Origin of the sequence: Deinococcus alpinitundrae (assembly GCF_009982895.1) — a bacterium.
GTDB lineage: Bacteria > Deinococcota > Deinococci > Deinococcales > Deinococcaceae > Deinococcus > Deinococcus alpinitundrae.
In genome coordinates this window covers 95705-109615 of the sequence record NZ_WXZL01000008.1, presented here as the reverse complement: position 1 = coordinate 109615, position 13911 = coordinate 95705, and the positions used below count along the sequence as shown (strand labels likewise).

The window sequence follows — 13911 nt, the reverse complement described above, 5'->3', positions numbered from 1 at the left end:
ATTGTCGAGATTACTTATGCTCATAAGCATAATACCGACCGTAGCTGTCTATATTCTGTACTATAGATTAGTTGTTGCAAAGCTTGGGGTTGCTTCAATAGATAATATATTCATAATCACTAATTTTATAATGATGTATGGCACGCTTTTAATCCTAGATCCTCATTCTTACATCGATCGAGATTATTCATCTATTCTTTCGTATACTTTAGTAATATTCATGGTATCTAGCTTTCTTACTTTCACAATTTTGTATGGATTCAGAGGAAAAATCAATCAAACAAAGATCATAGATACCAGATTGCCGAAATTTATTTACTATCTTTGGATGATTTCGGTAATAATTACCTTTTTATACTATTTTACTATCGGATATAATGTTTTTACCTTAGGGATTTCCTCTATACTTTCTGGCACACAAGAGGATATAGCGACATTGCGGCTGGATTCCTATTCTGGATCTAGATATTTATTCCCAGGATACGTCAATCAATTCAAAAACATATTCTTACCTGCAACTACAGTATTAATTATTGGCCAGATGTTATTGAATCGCACTCGTAATAGAAAAATATTTATACCTATAATGATTACCATCCTATTAATAGGCATCTTGGGTACAGGGCAACGGGGAGCTTTTATCTCTTTCGCTTTAACAACAATTGTCTATTTGATCTATAGAAATAGACAAAATCTAATTAAAATCAGCGCCAGAGCATTAGTACTTGCCTTGCCTATTCTACTGATTTCAACTCTAATACTTAATAGAAAAGGAACTCAGTCAAACATAGAAGACAATCCACTTAGTGCCCTATTCGCTCTTTTAGGAGAGTTTTCAGATCGAGTTTTCTATGACAATCAGTTTTCTGCTGTTGCCGGATTCAGGTACGTATCTAGTTTGACAGTCCGAAATGGGAGCGAGTGGCTACTAGGTCTGACAGGTCTACTCCCTGGAAGCGGCGGGAGCGACCTATCAAATCAGATTTTTGCTACTATATACGGCACTACAAGAGGCACTGCGCCAGTAGGTCTATGGGGTTCTACTTATTACAATTTTGGTATAGCAGGCACAGTAATTCTCCCAATCACTTTGGGCATATCCTACCAGTTAATATATTTCCTCTTAATGAAGAAGGGATATATTAATTCAATTCAGTGCTTTGCAGCAGCTGGTATATTTGTTACTTTTGGATTATGGGTAGCAGAAGGTCCATCGATTTTGTTCAATACTGGCTTAGTTGCATACATCTTTCTATACATAGTAGGAGCGAGACTAAATGACCGATACAGCTAAGGTAAACGATCAAATTATCCTTATCACCGGAGGTACCGGTTCATTCGGCAATGAACTCCTCCAGTTGGTCAAGAACTCTGAGGTTCGCGAAATCCGCATCTTTAGCCGCGACGAACTCAAGCAGGAGCAGATGCGTGTGCGCCTTAATAATCCCAAAGTCAAGTTCTATATTGGCGATGTGCGCGACCGCAGCAGCGTGGATGAGGTGATGGAGGGCGTCGATCTGGCTTTTCACGCAGCAGCGCTCAAACAAGTGCCGTCATGCGAGTTCTTCCCTATGCAAGCAGTCCTCACCAACATCGTGGGCAGCCACAACGTGGTCGAGTCGGCCATTGCCCACAGGGTCAAGTCACTTGTGTGCCTCAGTACCGATAAAGCGGTGTTCCCGGTCAACGCAATGGGCATGAGCAAGGGCATGATGGAAAAGGTAGCGACGGCGGCAGCGCGACGGCTGGGCGAGAGTGACACCGTAATTTCCAGTGTGCGCTACGGTAACGTCATGTATTCGCGTGGCTCAGTCATTCCATTATTTATTGATCAGATCAAACGCGGTCAGGCTCTGACGGTCACCGACCCGCAGATGACCCGGTTTCTGCTGTCTCTCAGAAGCGCCATTGATCTGGTGCTATTCGCCTTCGAGAACGCGGCGCAGGGCGACATTTTCGTCCGCAAAGCGCCTGCCTGCACAGTGGCCGATCTGGCTCAGGCGCTAACCAACCTATTCATGTCTGATGTGCCGGTACAGGTTATCGGCACGCGGCATGCCGAAAAAACTTACGAGACACTGGCGACAGCAGGCGAGATTGCCAAGGCAGAGGATATGGGCGATTATTTGCGTGTCCGCATGGATGACCGCGACCTCAACTATGCCAAGTACTTCACCGAGGGCCGCCCGGAGGAAGCGTCTCTAGAGGATTACACTTCACACAACACCCAACGCCTGAGTGTGCCCGAAGTAGAGCAACTGTTGATGGCCTTACCAGATGTTCAGCGCGAACTGACCGTATGGCGGGCCAAGTGAAGGTCGGCATCACTGGAGCGGCAGGGATGCTGGGCACCCATATCCGCGCCTACCTTTACGGCCTAGGCGATATTGAGGTCCGGGCGGCAGATCGCCAAACATTCGACGCAGGTGTCCTGCCTGAGTTCGTGAATGGCTGCGATGTGATTCTTCATCTGGCGGGAATGAATCGGGGTGAAGATTCGCTAGTCGCCCAGACCAACCTCGACCTGACCCGGCAACTGATCACGGCGCTGGAAACGAACAGCAGCCGGGCGCATATTCTGTTTTCGTCATCCACCCACATCGAGCGTGATACGGCTTACGGCACGTCTAAGCGCGAGGCGGCCGCACTGCTCTCAGAATGGGCAGAGGGTAGCGGGGGGCGATTTACCAATGTCATTCTGCCAGGCGTCTTCGGTGAAGGCGGCAAACCATACTACAACTCGGTGGTATCCACCTTCTGTCACCAACTGTCTACAGGGGAGGTGCCGACACCTCACACCGATTCTCCCATTGAACAAATTCATGCTCAGGCAGTGGCTCGACACTTCGAGACTTTGTTTCGCAAAGGAGTGATAGGTGACGTACGGATTCAGGGTCAAGACATGACCGTATACAGTCTACTGGACATCTTGAGCGGTCTGCGCGATCTATACGCTCAGCACATCATTCCCGATCTGCGCGAGGACATCCGGCGCGATCTGTTCAACACCTACCGCTCTTATCTGTATCCAGAGCATTATCCGGTGGCGCTGACATTGCACACTGACCCGCGTGGCAGTTTATTTGAGGCGGTCAAGAGTCCCAACGGTGGGCAGAGTTTCATATCCACCACCTATCCAGGTATCACACGCGGCAATCATTATCACACTCAAAAAGTTGAGCGATTCCTGGTCATCGGCGGCGAAGCCGAGATTAAACTGCGTCACCTCTTCAGGAGCGAGGTGCAGACTTTCAGAGTGTCGGGCGAGCGGCCTAGTTACGTAGACATTCCCACGCTGCATACCCATAACATTACCAACATCGGGGACGGCATCCTGACGACTTTATTCTGGACTCATGAACTGTTTGACCCAGCCCAGCCCGACACGGTAGCAGAACTGGTAGAACGCACATGAGTCAGGTAGAACTGACAACTAAAAAACTTAAGGTCATGACAGTAGTCGGCACCCGCCCAGAGATCATTCGCTTATCGCGTGTCCTGGCAAAGCTGGATGACTACACTGAACACGTCATTGTGCACACAGGCCAGAACTATGATTATGAGCTCAACGAGATTTTCTTCTCTGACCTATCCATTCGTAAACCTGACCACTTTCTGAACGCGGCAGTGGGTACGGCAGCAGAAACCATCGGTCACATTCTAATTAAAGTCGACGCGGTGCTGGCACAAGAACAACCTGATGCGATGCTGATTTTGGGCGACACAAACAGTTGTCTGTCAGCCATTCCTGCGAAACGCCGCAGGGTGCCTATCTTCCATATGGAGGCGGGCAACCGCTGTTTCGATCAGCGTGTACCAGAAGAAACCAACCGCAAAATTGTAGATCACACCAGCGATATCAACCTGACCTACAGCGATATCGCCCGCGAATATCTGCTGCGCGAAGGCTTGCCACCTGACCGCATCATCAAGACTGGCAGCCCGATGTTCGAAGTGCTGACCCATTACCTGCCGCAAATTGAGGCATCTAACGTATTAATGCGCTTGGAGCTGAATGCTGGGCAGTATTTCGTAGTCAGCGCCCACCGAGAAGAAAATATTGATTCGGATATCAATTTGGACAATCTGGCGCTGTCGTTGAATACTATTGCCCAGAACTACGGTCAACGCGTGATCGTTACCACACATCCACGCACGCAAAAGCGTATTGACGCACGGGCCATCACCTTCCATCCAAATGTAGAACTGCTTAAGCCGTTGGGCTTTCACGATTACGTTCATTTGCAAATGCACGCCCGCGCAGTACTATCAGACAGCGGCACCATCACTGAGGAGTCGAGCATTCTCAACTTCCCAGCCCTCAACATCCGCGAGGCCCACGAGCGACCCGAGGGCATGGAGGAGGCGAGCGTAATGATGGTAGGCCTGTCGCCAGAGCGGATCATGCAGGGGCTAAACATTCTAGAAGACCAGCCTCACGGCAATCAGCGGTTACTGCGGCAGGTGTCTGATTACAGCATGCCCAATGTCTCAGAAAAGGTGCTGAGGATTCTGATCAGTTACACGGATTACGTCAACCGTGTGGTGTGGCGGAAGGGCTGATGCATATCTTGGTGATCACGCAGTATTTCTGGCCTGAGAATTTTCGTATCAACGATATGGTCACTGGGTTACACGAGCGTGGCCACCAGATTACAGTACTGACCGGTCACCCCAACTATCCGGGGGGGAGTTTCACCCACGGTTACCAGGGCAAGCAGGTTGTTGAAGAACAGTACGAGAATATTCGGGTCATCCGGGTGCCGATGGTGGCGAGGGGACAGGGCAGCGGCTTGAAACTGGCCCTCAACTACCTCTCGTTCGCCGTGTCGGGCAGCCTGTTCGGTCCTGGTCTGGTGGGTAGAGACTTCGACACTATCTTCGTCTATGAACCCTCACCCATGACGGTAGGGTTTCCAGCGATGGCAATTAAGCATAGGACGGGTCGCCCCCTTCTGTTCTACATTCAAGACCTCTGGCCCGAAAGCCTGTTAGCCACTGGATTCGTGACACAACCGCTCTTGCTGCGCGCCGTGGAATTGATGGTCCGGGGCATCTACCGGGCATGTGATCAGATTCTGGTAACTTCACAGGCCTTTATCCCGAAGGTCCAGAGACTGGGCGTACTGCTAGAGCGGATTCATTATTACCCGCAGTATGCCGAAAGTTTTTACCAGCCCCAGATTCCGGATTTTGCCTGGGCCAGAGCCAAGGGTCTGCCAGATGGCTTCAAAATCATGTTCGCAGGCAACATGGGAGCTGCTCAAGATCTATTCACCGTCCTCGAAGCGGCAGAGCGGACCCGGAGCCACGGTATCCAGTGGATTTTCCTTGGAGACGGCAGCGTCCGTGAAGAAATGAGGCTGCAAGCAGCGGCACTTGGACTAGACAACGTGCATTTCCTAGGCAGTCACCCAGCGTCCGAAATGCCCACTTATTTTGCCCAGGCCGATACGCTTCTAGTATCCCTAACAGCGGATGATCTATTTGCTTTAACTGTTCCCGCCAAGTTGCAATCATATCTGGCCTGTGGACGGCCTATTCTGGCCGCGTTAGAAGGTGAAGGCGCACAAATCGTGCGAGAGGCAGGCGCTGGCTTGGCCGTTCCGCCGGGCAACAGCGAGGCACTGGCGAACGCTGCTATCCAATTACAGCAAATGGATCAAGCCGCGCGAAAGAATTTGGGGCAGCTTGGCCGGAAATACTTCGAGAAACACTTCGAACGCGAAACTCTCCTCTCAGAGCTGGAAAACATGCTCAAACAAGCATTATTAGAACGACCGAGACAGAAACAGGTAGGGCAGCGATAATGGGAAGAACAGTACTTGTGGTGGGCGCAAGTGGATTTGTGGGCAAAGCACTGGTGGGCTATCTGTTAAAGGGGAGGTACACTGTGCGGGCCGCCGCCAGACAGCCTGCGGGAATTCCCGATGGTGCAGAGTACACAGTACTACCTGATCTGACACAGCCTGACATTGCCTGGGGTGCACTGCTGGATGGTATAGACAGCGTCGTTTACTTGGCTGCACGCGTACATGTCATGAATGACACTCACCCCGACCCGCTGGCAGCATATATGGCAGTCAACCATGACGCAGCACTATCGCTGGCACAGGCAGCAGCCCAACGCGGCATCGGACGTTTCGTTTACCTCAGCTCGGTCAAGGTCAACGGTGAGCAGACTTCAAGACCCCTTACTGAGCTGGATATACCCAGTCCGACGGACCCTTACGGCGTCAGCAAATTTAGAGCCGAGAACGCTCTACTGCAACTTGGACGAGAAACCGGGCTGGATATTGTCGTGTTGCGTCCCCCACTGGTGTATGGTCCTGGCGTAAAAGCCAATTTCATGGCTCTGGGCCGGGCAGCAGGCCGGGGGGTGCCGCTGCCCATTGGGGCAGTACGAAACCAGCGAAGCATGATTTATGTCGAGAATTTGGCCGATCTGATTACGCTGACACTAGAACACCCCGCCGCCGCTGGCGAAGTGTTCTTTGCCTCCGACGGTGAAGACCTGTCTACCGCCGCGCTTACCCGTGACCTGGCTGAAGCACAGGGCAAGATTGCTCACCTACCACGCGTTCCCGTGGGCATTCTAGCCCTAGTAGGCCGCATGACAGGGCGTACAAACATGATCAAGCGTCTAACTGGTTCGCTTCAGATCAGCAGCGAAAAGGCCCAAAGACGGCTGGAATGGAGCGCACCTTATCCTGTATGGCAGGCCGTCGCCCGAACAGGGCGCAGCATGAATCAGGCCGAGCCTTCTTCTGCAATACAATCCAAAATCCAGCTTGGCCTTAGTCAGAAACTCTATTTGCTTCTGCGTACCCTGTTGGAAAAGATCGCTGCTACCTTAGGTCTGATTGTCCTGCTCCCTATTTATCTATTTTTGGCGATCCTCATTCGTCTCGATTCTCCTGGCCCCGCCATTTTCCGTCAGGAAAGAGCAGGGCGATTGCATCAGCCCTTCAAGATCTACAAATTCAGGACTATGCGGTCTGACGCCCCGAATCTCTCAACTGAGGAAATGCAGCAGTCTGGCTTGAAGGTCATTACCCGCCTAGGAGCTTTCCTACGCCGCACCAGTCTAGATGAATTACCGCAACTTCTAAACGTGTTGAAGGGTGAAATGAGCTTTATCGGTCCCCGTCCCGCCCTGATGACCCAATACCCAGTCTTGCACCTGCGTGAGCAAACCGGGGTGGATCAACTGTTACCTGGTATTACTGGACATGCTCAGGTTACAGGACGTGACAATTTAAGTGATAAGGAAAAAGTAGAACGCGACAGTTACTATTTAAAGCGGTTAGGACCCAAAATGGATTGGAGAATTCTGAAAATCACTCTGAACTCCATATTAAGCGGGGTTGGAAACAAATAGGCCACACTTAAATCAACATATGTTAAAAAGCAATGAATATTTATATGAATGTAACAATGCCACATTAGCGTTTAAGCGCTATTGACGGTACTTTCCGGCAGCAGACGGCGGATGGTGCGGCGTACGCCCTCGCCGTCGCCTGCTAACGCCTGGCGTTCAATGACGGTCAGCTCCTCACCAAATAGCTCGGGGTGAGGATGCTCCAGCGCTGCCACCATAATGTCCTGGTGGGTGGTTCGGCCGACATGCTCGCTTGCCGTCAGCAGCTCCTCGTAGAGCTTTTCACCGGGCCGGGTGCCGGTAAAGACGATCTCAATGTCCCTGGCCCCGGAAAGCTGTACCACGTCCCGTGCCAGATCCACGATCTTGACCGGCTGGCCCATGTCGAGCACGTATACGTTGTTGTTGCTGGCCAGACCTCCGGCTTGCAGCACCAGCCGAGCCGCTTCGGGAATGGTCATGAAGAAGCGCACCATATCGGGGTGCGTCACCGTCACCGGACCACCTGCCCGGATCTGCGCCAGGAAGGTCGGCACCACGCTACCCCGACTGCCCAGCACATTGCCGAAGCGCACCGACATGAAGGCCTGACCCAGTTTGGCGCGCTGCGCCGCCGCCGACACGACCATTTCTGCCAGCCGCTTAGTTGAACCCATCACTGAGCTGGGATTGACCGCCTTGTCTGTAGAGATATTCACCAGTCGTTGCACCTGGAAGTCAAGGCATAGCTCAGCAATATTTCGGGTTCCGAAGACATTGTTGAGCACCGCCTCGCCGGGCTGAGCCTCCATCAGCGGCACGTGTTTGTGCGCCGCCGCGTGGTAGACGACCTCTGGCCTGTACTGATCGAACACTTGACGCAGGCGGTCACGCCCGCGCACATCCGCGATAATCGCCACTGTCGGCACCTCGGGCCAATTCATCCGGAGTTCCTGCTGAATGCTGAAGATGCTGTTCTCACCGCGCCCCAGCAACACGATCTGATGCGGCTGAAAACGCGCTACCTGCCGCACGATTTCCGAGCCGATGGAGCCGCCCGCACCGGTCACCAATACCGTGCGATTCTCAACGTAGCGAGCGATGCTGTCCAGATCGAGACGCACTGGGGTACGGCGCAGCAGATCCTCGACGTTGACATCGCGTAGTTGAAAGAGGGCATCCTGCCCCTGCAAGATCTCGCCCAGACTCGGTAGGATGCGGTAGCGCAGATGAGCAGCCCTGGCAGCGCTGGTCAGTTGACGGATCAGTGTGCCCTGTACTGAGGGCATGGCGATCACCACTTCTTCCACAGCGAGTTGCTGGGCCACTTGAGGCAGCGCCGACAACGGCCCATTAATCGGCAAGCCCATCAGCAGGCGGCCCTGCTTGACCGGATCATCATCCAGGAAACTAACGGGCACGAACCCGGCGGCGGCGTTGTTGAGCATCTCTCTGGCGAGCATGGTGCCCGCCTCACCTGCCCCCACGATCAGGGTACGTTTTCTGACGACCTCACCATGTCTCCTTCTGTCTGAGGTCACGTAGGTTCTCGTCAACACACGCACGGCAGTCATACCGATCAAAGCCAGGGCCGTCGAGATCACCGGGACGCTACGGGGGACGCTGAAATTAACCGGCAGTAAAAAGGTCAACAGCACCATCAGCAGCCCGCCCAGCGCCACCGCACGTGCCAAATGCTGTAAGTCAATGAGGCTGACCCGGTGCCAGATTCGCAGATGAGGTTTTGAGAAGCCCAGCATCAGCGCCTTGAGCAACAAACCAACCAGAGTATAGATCAGGATGATATTGAGATAACCGGTCAGGCGCTCACCACTAAGCCGTAGCACAAATGCCAGCGGCGCTGCGAGTGTCCAGATAAACAAATCAATGACATATTTCAGGACTCGGTTCTGCACATTTCCCCCAGTTGATAAAGATACCCTTTAATTTACCAAGACGTGCCGAAGTATATTACGATGCTATAGTACGTTACGGTACTATCCAGTGACCGGCGCTCTGTCAAGGAGCAGTAGGCTGCGAGGGCAAAAGAACCAGATGAGCTGGACAGTAAATTTATCGAAGAATGCATAGAGGCAGAAGGATCTGCCGAGGTGCAGTAAATTGGTAACTGACAGTTAGCGTGGCGAAAACTTTAGTCGAGTGATGATCAGATTCCTGTCTGCTAACGTCTTGCCGTAAGGATTGAGCAATATTATTTTAACGGGCGAGGCCCCCACCTCCAAGCTGACCGTTTGGGATTGCGCCCTACTGAGTGGCTGAGCCAACACCTTGCCTCCCTGCATGATGCTGAGTTGAGGAAAAGCATTGTTCCCCTCACGGCCTACTAAACTGAAGGTCAACTGACCGGGACCACAGGGAACAGCGGTTAAGATAGAACTGGAAATGATCGTGGCGACGTTAGCCGATTCATACCACTTGCTACTACTGGCTCTAGTCACATTTATTCTCGGTACACCAATGCATTGAGAGGACTTGACTTCAAAGTGCGACAAGGTCGCCACCCGCACATCCGCCAGATAATAGTCGTTGAAGTAACCCAGGATCAGGCGGCCCGGTGCCGGAATTCTCAGCTTCCAGGTGTGCTCCTGGGTGAAAGACTGGATATCAAGAACTTGGCTATTGAGGATCGCAGCTAATCTGGGCGCTTCATCACCAGCCTCCTCACCGTAGCCTGAGATTTCCAATATTCCTGCCGAGCAGAGGTCTACTTGCAGCCAGGAAGTGCTCTGAAAGTGGTAAGTTTTATTTCGCATCACGAGATAATTCTCGCCACCCTCATAGCCCACTTCGAATTTTGGCGGCTCGATACAGTCGAGCTCTAAAGGCAGATCTATCTGGAGCGGCTGGGGATTCAGTCTCTGAGCCATTGTGCCCAGACAACCCGCCACGACCAAAGGCAGGCCAATCAGGGAAGCCTTATTCCACAAGCTCATGGCTGCCACTCGACCATCCAGCTCCGTTGGGCAAAAGGTACTGGGCGCAGCGTTGAGTCGCCAGGATAGAGCAGCAGCTCCAGACGCTGGCGTGGCTGAGGATATAGATCCTGCGTGAAAGCCAACAACGGCGCTGCGATCTTAGCCTGAACATTGAGTGGTACGGTGACGAGATAGGTACAGCTCTTGAGACAGGTCCGCAATTCAGCTCTATATTTTCCAGGCGGCAAATCAAACTGGACATAGACACTGTATTTCTGGGTTGTCTTGACTGTAGTGGGCGCGATCAAAGTAGACAGCCGATAAGCCGGATTGGGCGGCGGCACCTTCAAGGAAGCTAGGAACGGCAGCGACAGGGCCAGCATCAAGCCCGCTGCTGTCAGGCCCGCTGGCCAACCCAGCAGCGGCCAGCGGGCCACAGGCACATCACAGGGCAGCTGGCCCAGCACCGCTCCGACCATGACCCAGAAGATCTCAGCCACGCCCGGACTTGGCACCACCAGCGTATTGTCGGTGGCCGTGGCCAGCAGCAGCCCTGAGATGACCGCCACACCCAGCGGATCGCGGACCCAGGCGGCACTCACGGCCACCACGCCAAGCAACACGAACAACCCCAGCAAGCCCAGTGGCCCCGTTTCGGCCAACTGCTGCAAGGTCACGTTGTGGGCGATCAGCCAGGGGTACCCCAGGCGGCTGATGAAGTTTGGGCAAGCGGGCACGGGGTTATTGGGTGCCGTCCACAATACGCACTGGCCCCCCGGCGGCGCGAAGCGTGCGCCCAGGCGGTAGCTGCCCACGCCCGAGAGGGGAGCGCTCTGAATGACCGAGATGGCATTCCACCACACCACATCGCGTCCCGAAGTGTCGGTGCTCAGTAAGCGCGTTACCGACGACACGTCGAAGCGCTGGGCCGCGTACAGGCCACCGCCCAGCAGCCCCAGGGTCAACAGCAGACTGAGCGCGATCTGCCAGCGCAAGCGCACCAGAGACCCCAGCAGCGCGCCCAGACCCGCCGCCGCCAACCCACCCCGACTACCGGAGAGCAGCAGAATGGCAATGGCGACGACGCCTAGCGGCACGCGCCACCACCAGCGCCCCCCCGCGAAGAGTGCCCACCAGAGACCGAAGGCCCCCGTCAGGCCCAGAGTAATCGAGGTCATGTAGGGGTGAAAGAGTCGCTGCTGGGTCAGCTCCGTCATGCCCAAGCCACTATAAATCAGTGCCGTGGCGTAAACCGTCGCCAGCCCCCAGGCCAGCCCCCGGAGCCAGGACGTCCCTGACAGCGCCAGCCCAGCCCCGATCAGGCCGAACATCAGCAGCGTGCGGGCCAGGGCCAGGAGGCTGGCCAGCAACGGCTCAGGTGAGAGCAGGGCCGGAAGCTGCTGGCTGAGCGCGTAGCCGCCCAGCACCCACCACAACGGGCGTGGCAGACGGCGAAGCTGTGGCAGGGCCAGCAACGAGAGCGGGGAGAGCACATAGAGCGGTACCAGCACAGCCCACCAGAGCCGTATCCAGATGGGCGAGATGGGCGGTGCGGGCTGTTGGAGGGGGGCAGTCACGGGTGCACCAACGCGTCAGAGCATGGATGTAGGGGCGGCAAAAAGATTTTCGAAGCCTGGTTCAAAACTCCGTCACCTGCGGCCTGAAGTCCATCCGCGCGATCAGATCGCGGTACTGCGCCTCGCTGAGGGCCGCGCCCGCGCCCTGATAGGCCACGAACATCGCTTCCATCACGTTGGTGGCAAAGTTGCGGCTGCCGATCCGCGGCGTGGTGGTGATCAGCCGCTTGATCCCGTGCGAGCGCGCCCATTCGCGGTCGGCTTCGGTGATGGTCTGGGTCAGGATGGTCTTGCCGGTGAGCTGATCCGGCGCGTAGCGCTTGACGTAGTGGGTGTCCCCGGCGATCACCTCGGCCCAGTCGTAATACCGGGTGCCCACGCCCTTGACACTCAGTTCCTGCTTCTCGCCGGTCGGATAAAACCACTTGAACGGCAGGAAGGTCAAGGCAGGCAAAATAACCCGCGCCACCTTGCGGATGCTGTTCATGGTCCGCAGCGGCACGTTCAGGTTCAGCCCGAAGACGATGTCGCCGTACAGCACGTCCGCGCCTGCTTCCGATAAGGCCTCGGCCATGCCGAAGCGGTCCACGCTCGACACCAGCAGGGTGCGGCAACCCTTCCAGTGAATCAGCGGCTCAAGCTGCTCGATGGCCTCGCGCTCCAAAGTGTGCTTGAGGCCGGAGCCGTCCACCACCGGGGTTTTCAGGCCCGCCACCAGCGGCGCGATCTCACGGAAGGTGTAGCGCTTTTCCCCCGCCACGATGTAGATGTCGGTGCCGCCCAGCCCGAAAGCGTCCACCCTGCCGTCGAGCAGGAGCAGCATCTCGCGCAGCTTCTTCATGTCGCCGTCGGTGCCCAGGCGCTCCAGCACGAACTTCTGGCCCAGCAATTCGGTTTCCTCACGGGCATCGCGCTGACTTGAGCCGAGCGAAACGCTCACGACATGCTTGAACCCGGCCGGGGCCGCCTGCCAGTGGGTGAGCAGTTCGGCAGCACTCTGGTCTTTTCTTGACTTTGTGGAAGTGGACTGGGCTGAAGTGGGCAAGAGGAAAGCTCCTTGTGGGCGGGAAGCGGGAGAAGAAATGGAACCGGACTTTGCGGCATTCTAGGCTGTTGGCAGGGCTAGAGCGCCTGCTCGCCCACCGCACGGCCATACAGGCGGGCGGCGCGCAGCAGTTCGCGGCGCAACCCCGCCGCCTCGCGCGACAGCCGGGCACGCACCTGCGAGAGTTCGTTGACGCTCAGGTGCGCCGCGACCTGATACTGGCCCTGGGCATCGGGGCCGCTGACGCTGGCGGGCACCCGGCTCAGCGCCGCACAGAGGGCCGCCAGAAAGGCCGCTTCGTACCCGTCCGCGGCCTTGAGGGTTCGCTCGGGGCGCACCTGCGAGGCCGCGTGCAGCAAGCTCAAATCGCGGGCCGAGTCGGCCAGGGTCGCGCCGGGATGGCGGGCCACGTCCGATTCGCCGAGCGAGCGGCCCGCCTGGGCCACTGACTCGGCGGTGAGTTCGTCGTCCGATTGGGCCTGCACCCAGCCCTCGGCGCGCGAGACCACCAAGCGGCCCACGTCCAGAAAACGCAGCACCCGTTCGCGCTCGGCCACACTCAGGTTCGGCAGATCGGCCAGGCGGGTCAGGGCCGTGTCGCGCTCTGTCGGACTGCCGTCCAGGGCGGCCAGCAGGGTGTCGGCCTCGCGCAGCGTCAGGGTATCTTCCGGGTCGCGGCCGGGCGGTAGGCCCGGCTCCAGGTCGCGCAGGGTCAGGTTTGCGCCCTCCAACACCCGCATCAGGGCTCCGCGCGCCTTGCTTTTCTCGCCGCCCACCGCGCCGCGCCACAGCGAGAGCAGTTTACGGGCGCGGTCCACGGTATGGGGGTCGGGGTGAGGGTCGGGCGAGGTCACCGGGGCATTCTAGCGGGCCTGAGGGGTCTTTAAGGAAAAGGGTCTGGGCGGAAAGCCCACGGATAAATCCGTGGGCTGGATAGCCCAGGCGCCCGAAGGGCGGGGTGCTGATGCTCAGCGCTGAATCGAAAGCCCTGCC

Annotated in this window: 11 protein-coding genes; 6 read left to right on the top strand and 5 right to left on the bottom strand. The window is 55.8% G+C overall.

Annotated elements, in window-relative coordinates; translation table 11 throughout:
• The first annotated feature begins 16 nt into the window (after window positions 1-16).
• From GUI70_RS09500 to GUI70_RS09475, 6 genes are read left to right on the top strand one after another with little or no spacing between them, the layout of a single operon-like run.
• Window positions 17-1294, top strand: a complete 1278-nt coding sequence (locus GUI70_RS09500; RefSeq protein WP_237724822.1) for an O-antigen polymerase — start codon at window positions 17-19, stop codon at window positions 1292-1294.
• Complete coding sequence (locus GUI70_RS09495) at window positions 1278-2315, top strand: polysaccharide biosynthesis protein (protein WP_161882069.1); 1038 nt, start codon at window positions 1278-1280, stop codon at window positions 2313-2315. Before GUI70_RS09500 ends, GUI70_RS09495 begins: the two co-directional genes overlap by 17 nt.
• Window positions 2300-3415 carry a polysaccharide biosynthesis C-terminal domain-containing protein gene (locus tag GUI70_RS09490; RefSeq protein WP_161882068.1) on the top strand — a complete coding sequence of 372 codons (1116 nt, stop codon included), beginning with the start codon at window positions 2300-2302 and terminating at the stop codon, window positions 3413-3415. The genes GUI70_RS09495 and GUI70_RS09490 overlap by 16 nt, the downstream gene beginning before the upstream one ends.
• Entirely contained in the window at window positions 3412-4563 is a 1152-nt protein-coding gene (gene wecB, locus GUI70_RS09485) for a non-hydrolyzing UDP-N-acetylglucosamine 2-epimerase (protein ID WP_161882067.1), read from the top strand. Before GUI70_RS09490 ends, wecB begins: the two co-directional genes overlap by 4 nt.
• Window positions 4563-5810, top strand: coding sequence for a glycosyltransferase family 4 protein (locus GUI70_RS09480; RefSeq protein WP_161882066.1), 1248 nt, complete (start codon window positions 4563-4565; stop codon window positions 5808-5810). The genes wecB and GUI70_RS09480 overlap by 1 nt, the downstream gene beginning before the upstream one ends.
• Window positions 5810-7381, top strand: coding sequence for a hybrid nucleoside-diphosphate sugar epimerase/sugar transferase (locus GUI70_RS09475; protein WP_161882065.1), 1572 nt, complete (start codon window positions 5810-5812; stop codon window positions 7379-7381). The genes GUI70_RS09480 and GUI70_RS09475 overlap by 1 nt, the downstream gene beginning before the upstream one ends.
• A gap of 71 nt (window positions 7382-7452) precedes the next feature.
• On the opposite strand, the gene GUI70_RS09470 is transcribed toward GUI70_RS09475, so the two are convergent.
• From GUI70_RS09470 to GUI70_RS09450, 5 genes are all read right to left on the bottom strand, one after another.
• Window positions 7453-9276, bottom strand: coding sequence for a polysaccharide biosynthesis protein (locus tag GUI70_RS09470; RefSeq protein WP_161882064.1), 1824 nt, complete (start codon window positions 9274-9276; stop codon window positions 7453-7455).
• 219 nt (window positions 9277-9495) lie between these two features.
• Complete coding sequence (locus tag GUI70_RS09465; RefSeq protein WP_161882063.1) at window positions 9496-10314, bottom strand: hypothetical protein; 819 nt, start codon at window positions 10312-10314, stop codon at window positions 9496-9498.
• Window positions 10311-11873, bottom strand: a complete 1563-nt coding sequence (locus GUI70_RS09460) for an O-antigen ligase family protein (protein WP_161882062.1) — start codon at window positions 11871-11873, stop codon at window positions 10311-10313. The genes GUI70_RS09465 and GUI70_RS09460 overlap by 4 nt, the downstream gene beginning before the upstream one ends.
• 61 nt (window positions 11874-11934) lie before the next feature.
• Window positions 11935-12918, bottom strand: coding sequence for a DUF8754 domain-containing protein (locus tag GUI70_RS09455; RefSeq protein ID WP_237724810.1), 984 nt, complete (start codon window positions 12916-12918; stop codon window positions 11935-11937).
• Between the two features lie 77 nt (window positions 12919-12995).
• A complete protein-coding gene (locus tag GUI70_RS09450) occupies window positions 12996-13772 on the bottom strand; it encodes a hypothetical protein (protein ID WP_161882061.1) in 777 nt (258 codons plus the stop codon).
• Window positions 13773-13911 lie beyond the last annotated feature (139 nt).

What these genes read in the sequence shown, in the direction of transcription:
- GUI70_RS09490 (WP_161882068.1), top strand. Translation starts at nt 2,300, where the DNA reads ATGGCGGGCCAAGTGAAGGTCGGCATCACTGGAGCGGCAGGGATGCTG.
- wecB (WP_161882067.1), top strand. Translation starts at nt 3,412, where the DNA reads ATGAGTCAGGTAGAACTGACAACTAAAAAACTTAAGGTCATGACAGTA.
- GUI70_RS09475 (WP_161882065.1), top strand. Translation starts at nt 5,810, where the DNA reads ATGGGAAGAACAGTACTTGTGGTGGGCGCAAGTGGATTTGTGGGCAAA.
- GUI70_RS09495 (WP_161882069.1), top strand. Translation starts at nt 1,278, where the DNA reads ATGACCGATACAGCTAAGGTAAACGATCAAATTATCCTTATCACCGGA.
- GUI70_RS09480 (WP_161882066.1), top strand. Translation starts at nt 4,563, where the DNA reads ATGCATATCTTGGTGATCACGCAGTATTTCTGGCCTGAGAATTTTCGT.
- GUI70_RS09465 (WP_161882063.1), bottom strand. Translation starts at nt 10,314, where the DNA reads ATGAGCTTGTGGAATAAGGCTTCCCTGATTGGCCTGCCTTTGGTCGTG.
- GUI70_RS09500 (WP_237724822.1), top strand. Translation starts at nt 17, where the DNA reads ATGCTCATAAGCATAATACCGACCGTAGCTGTCTATATTCTGTACTAT.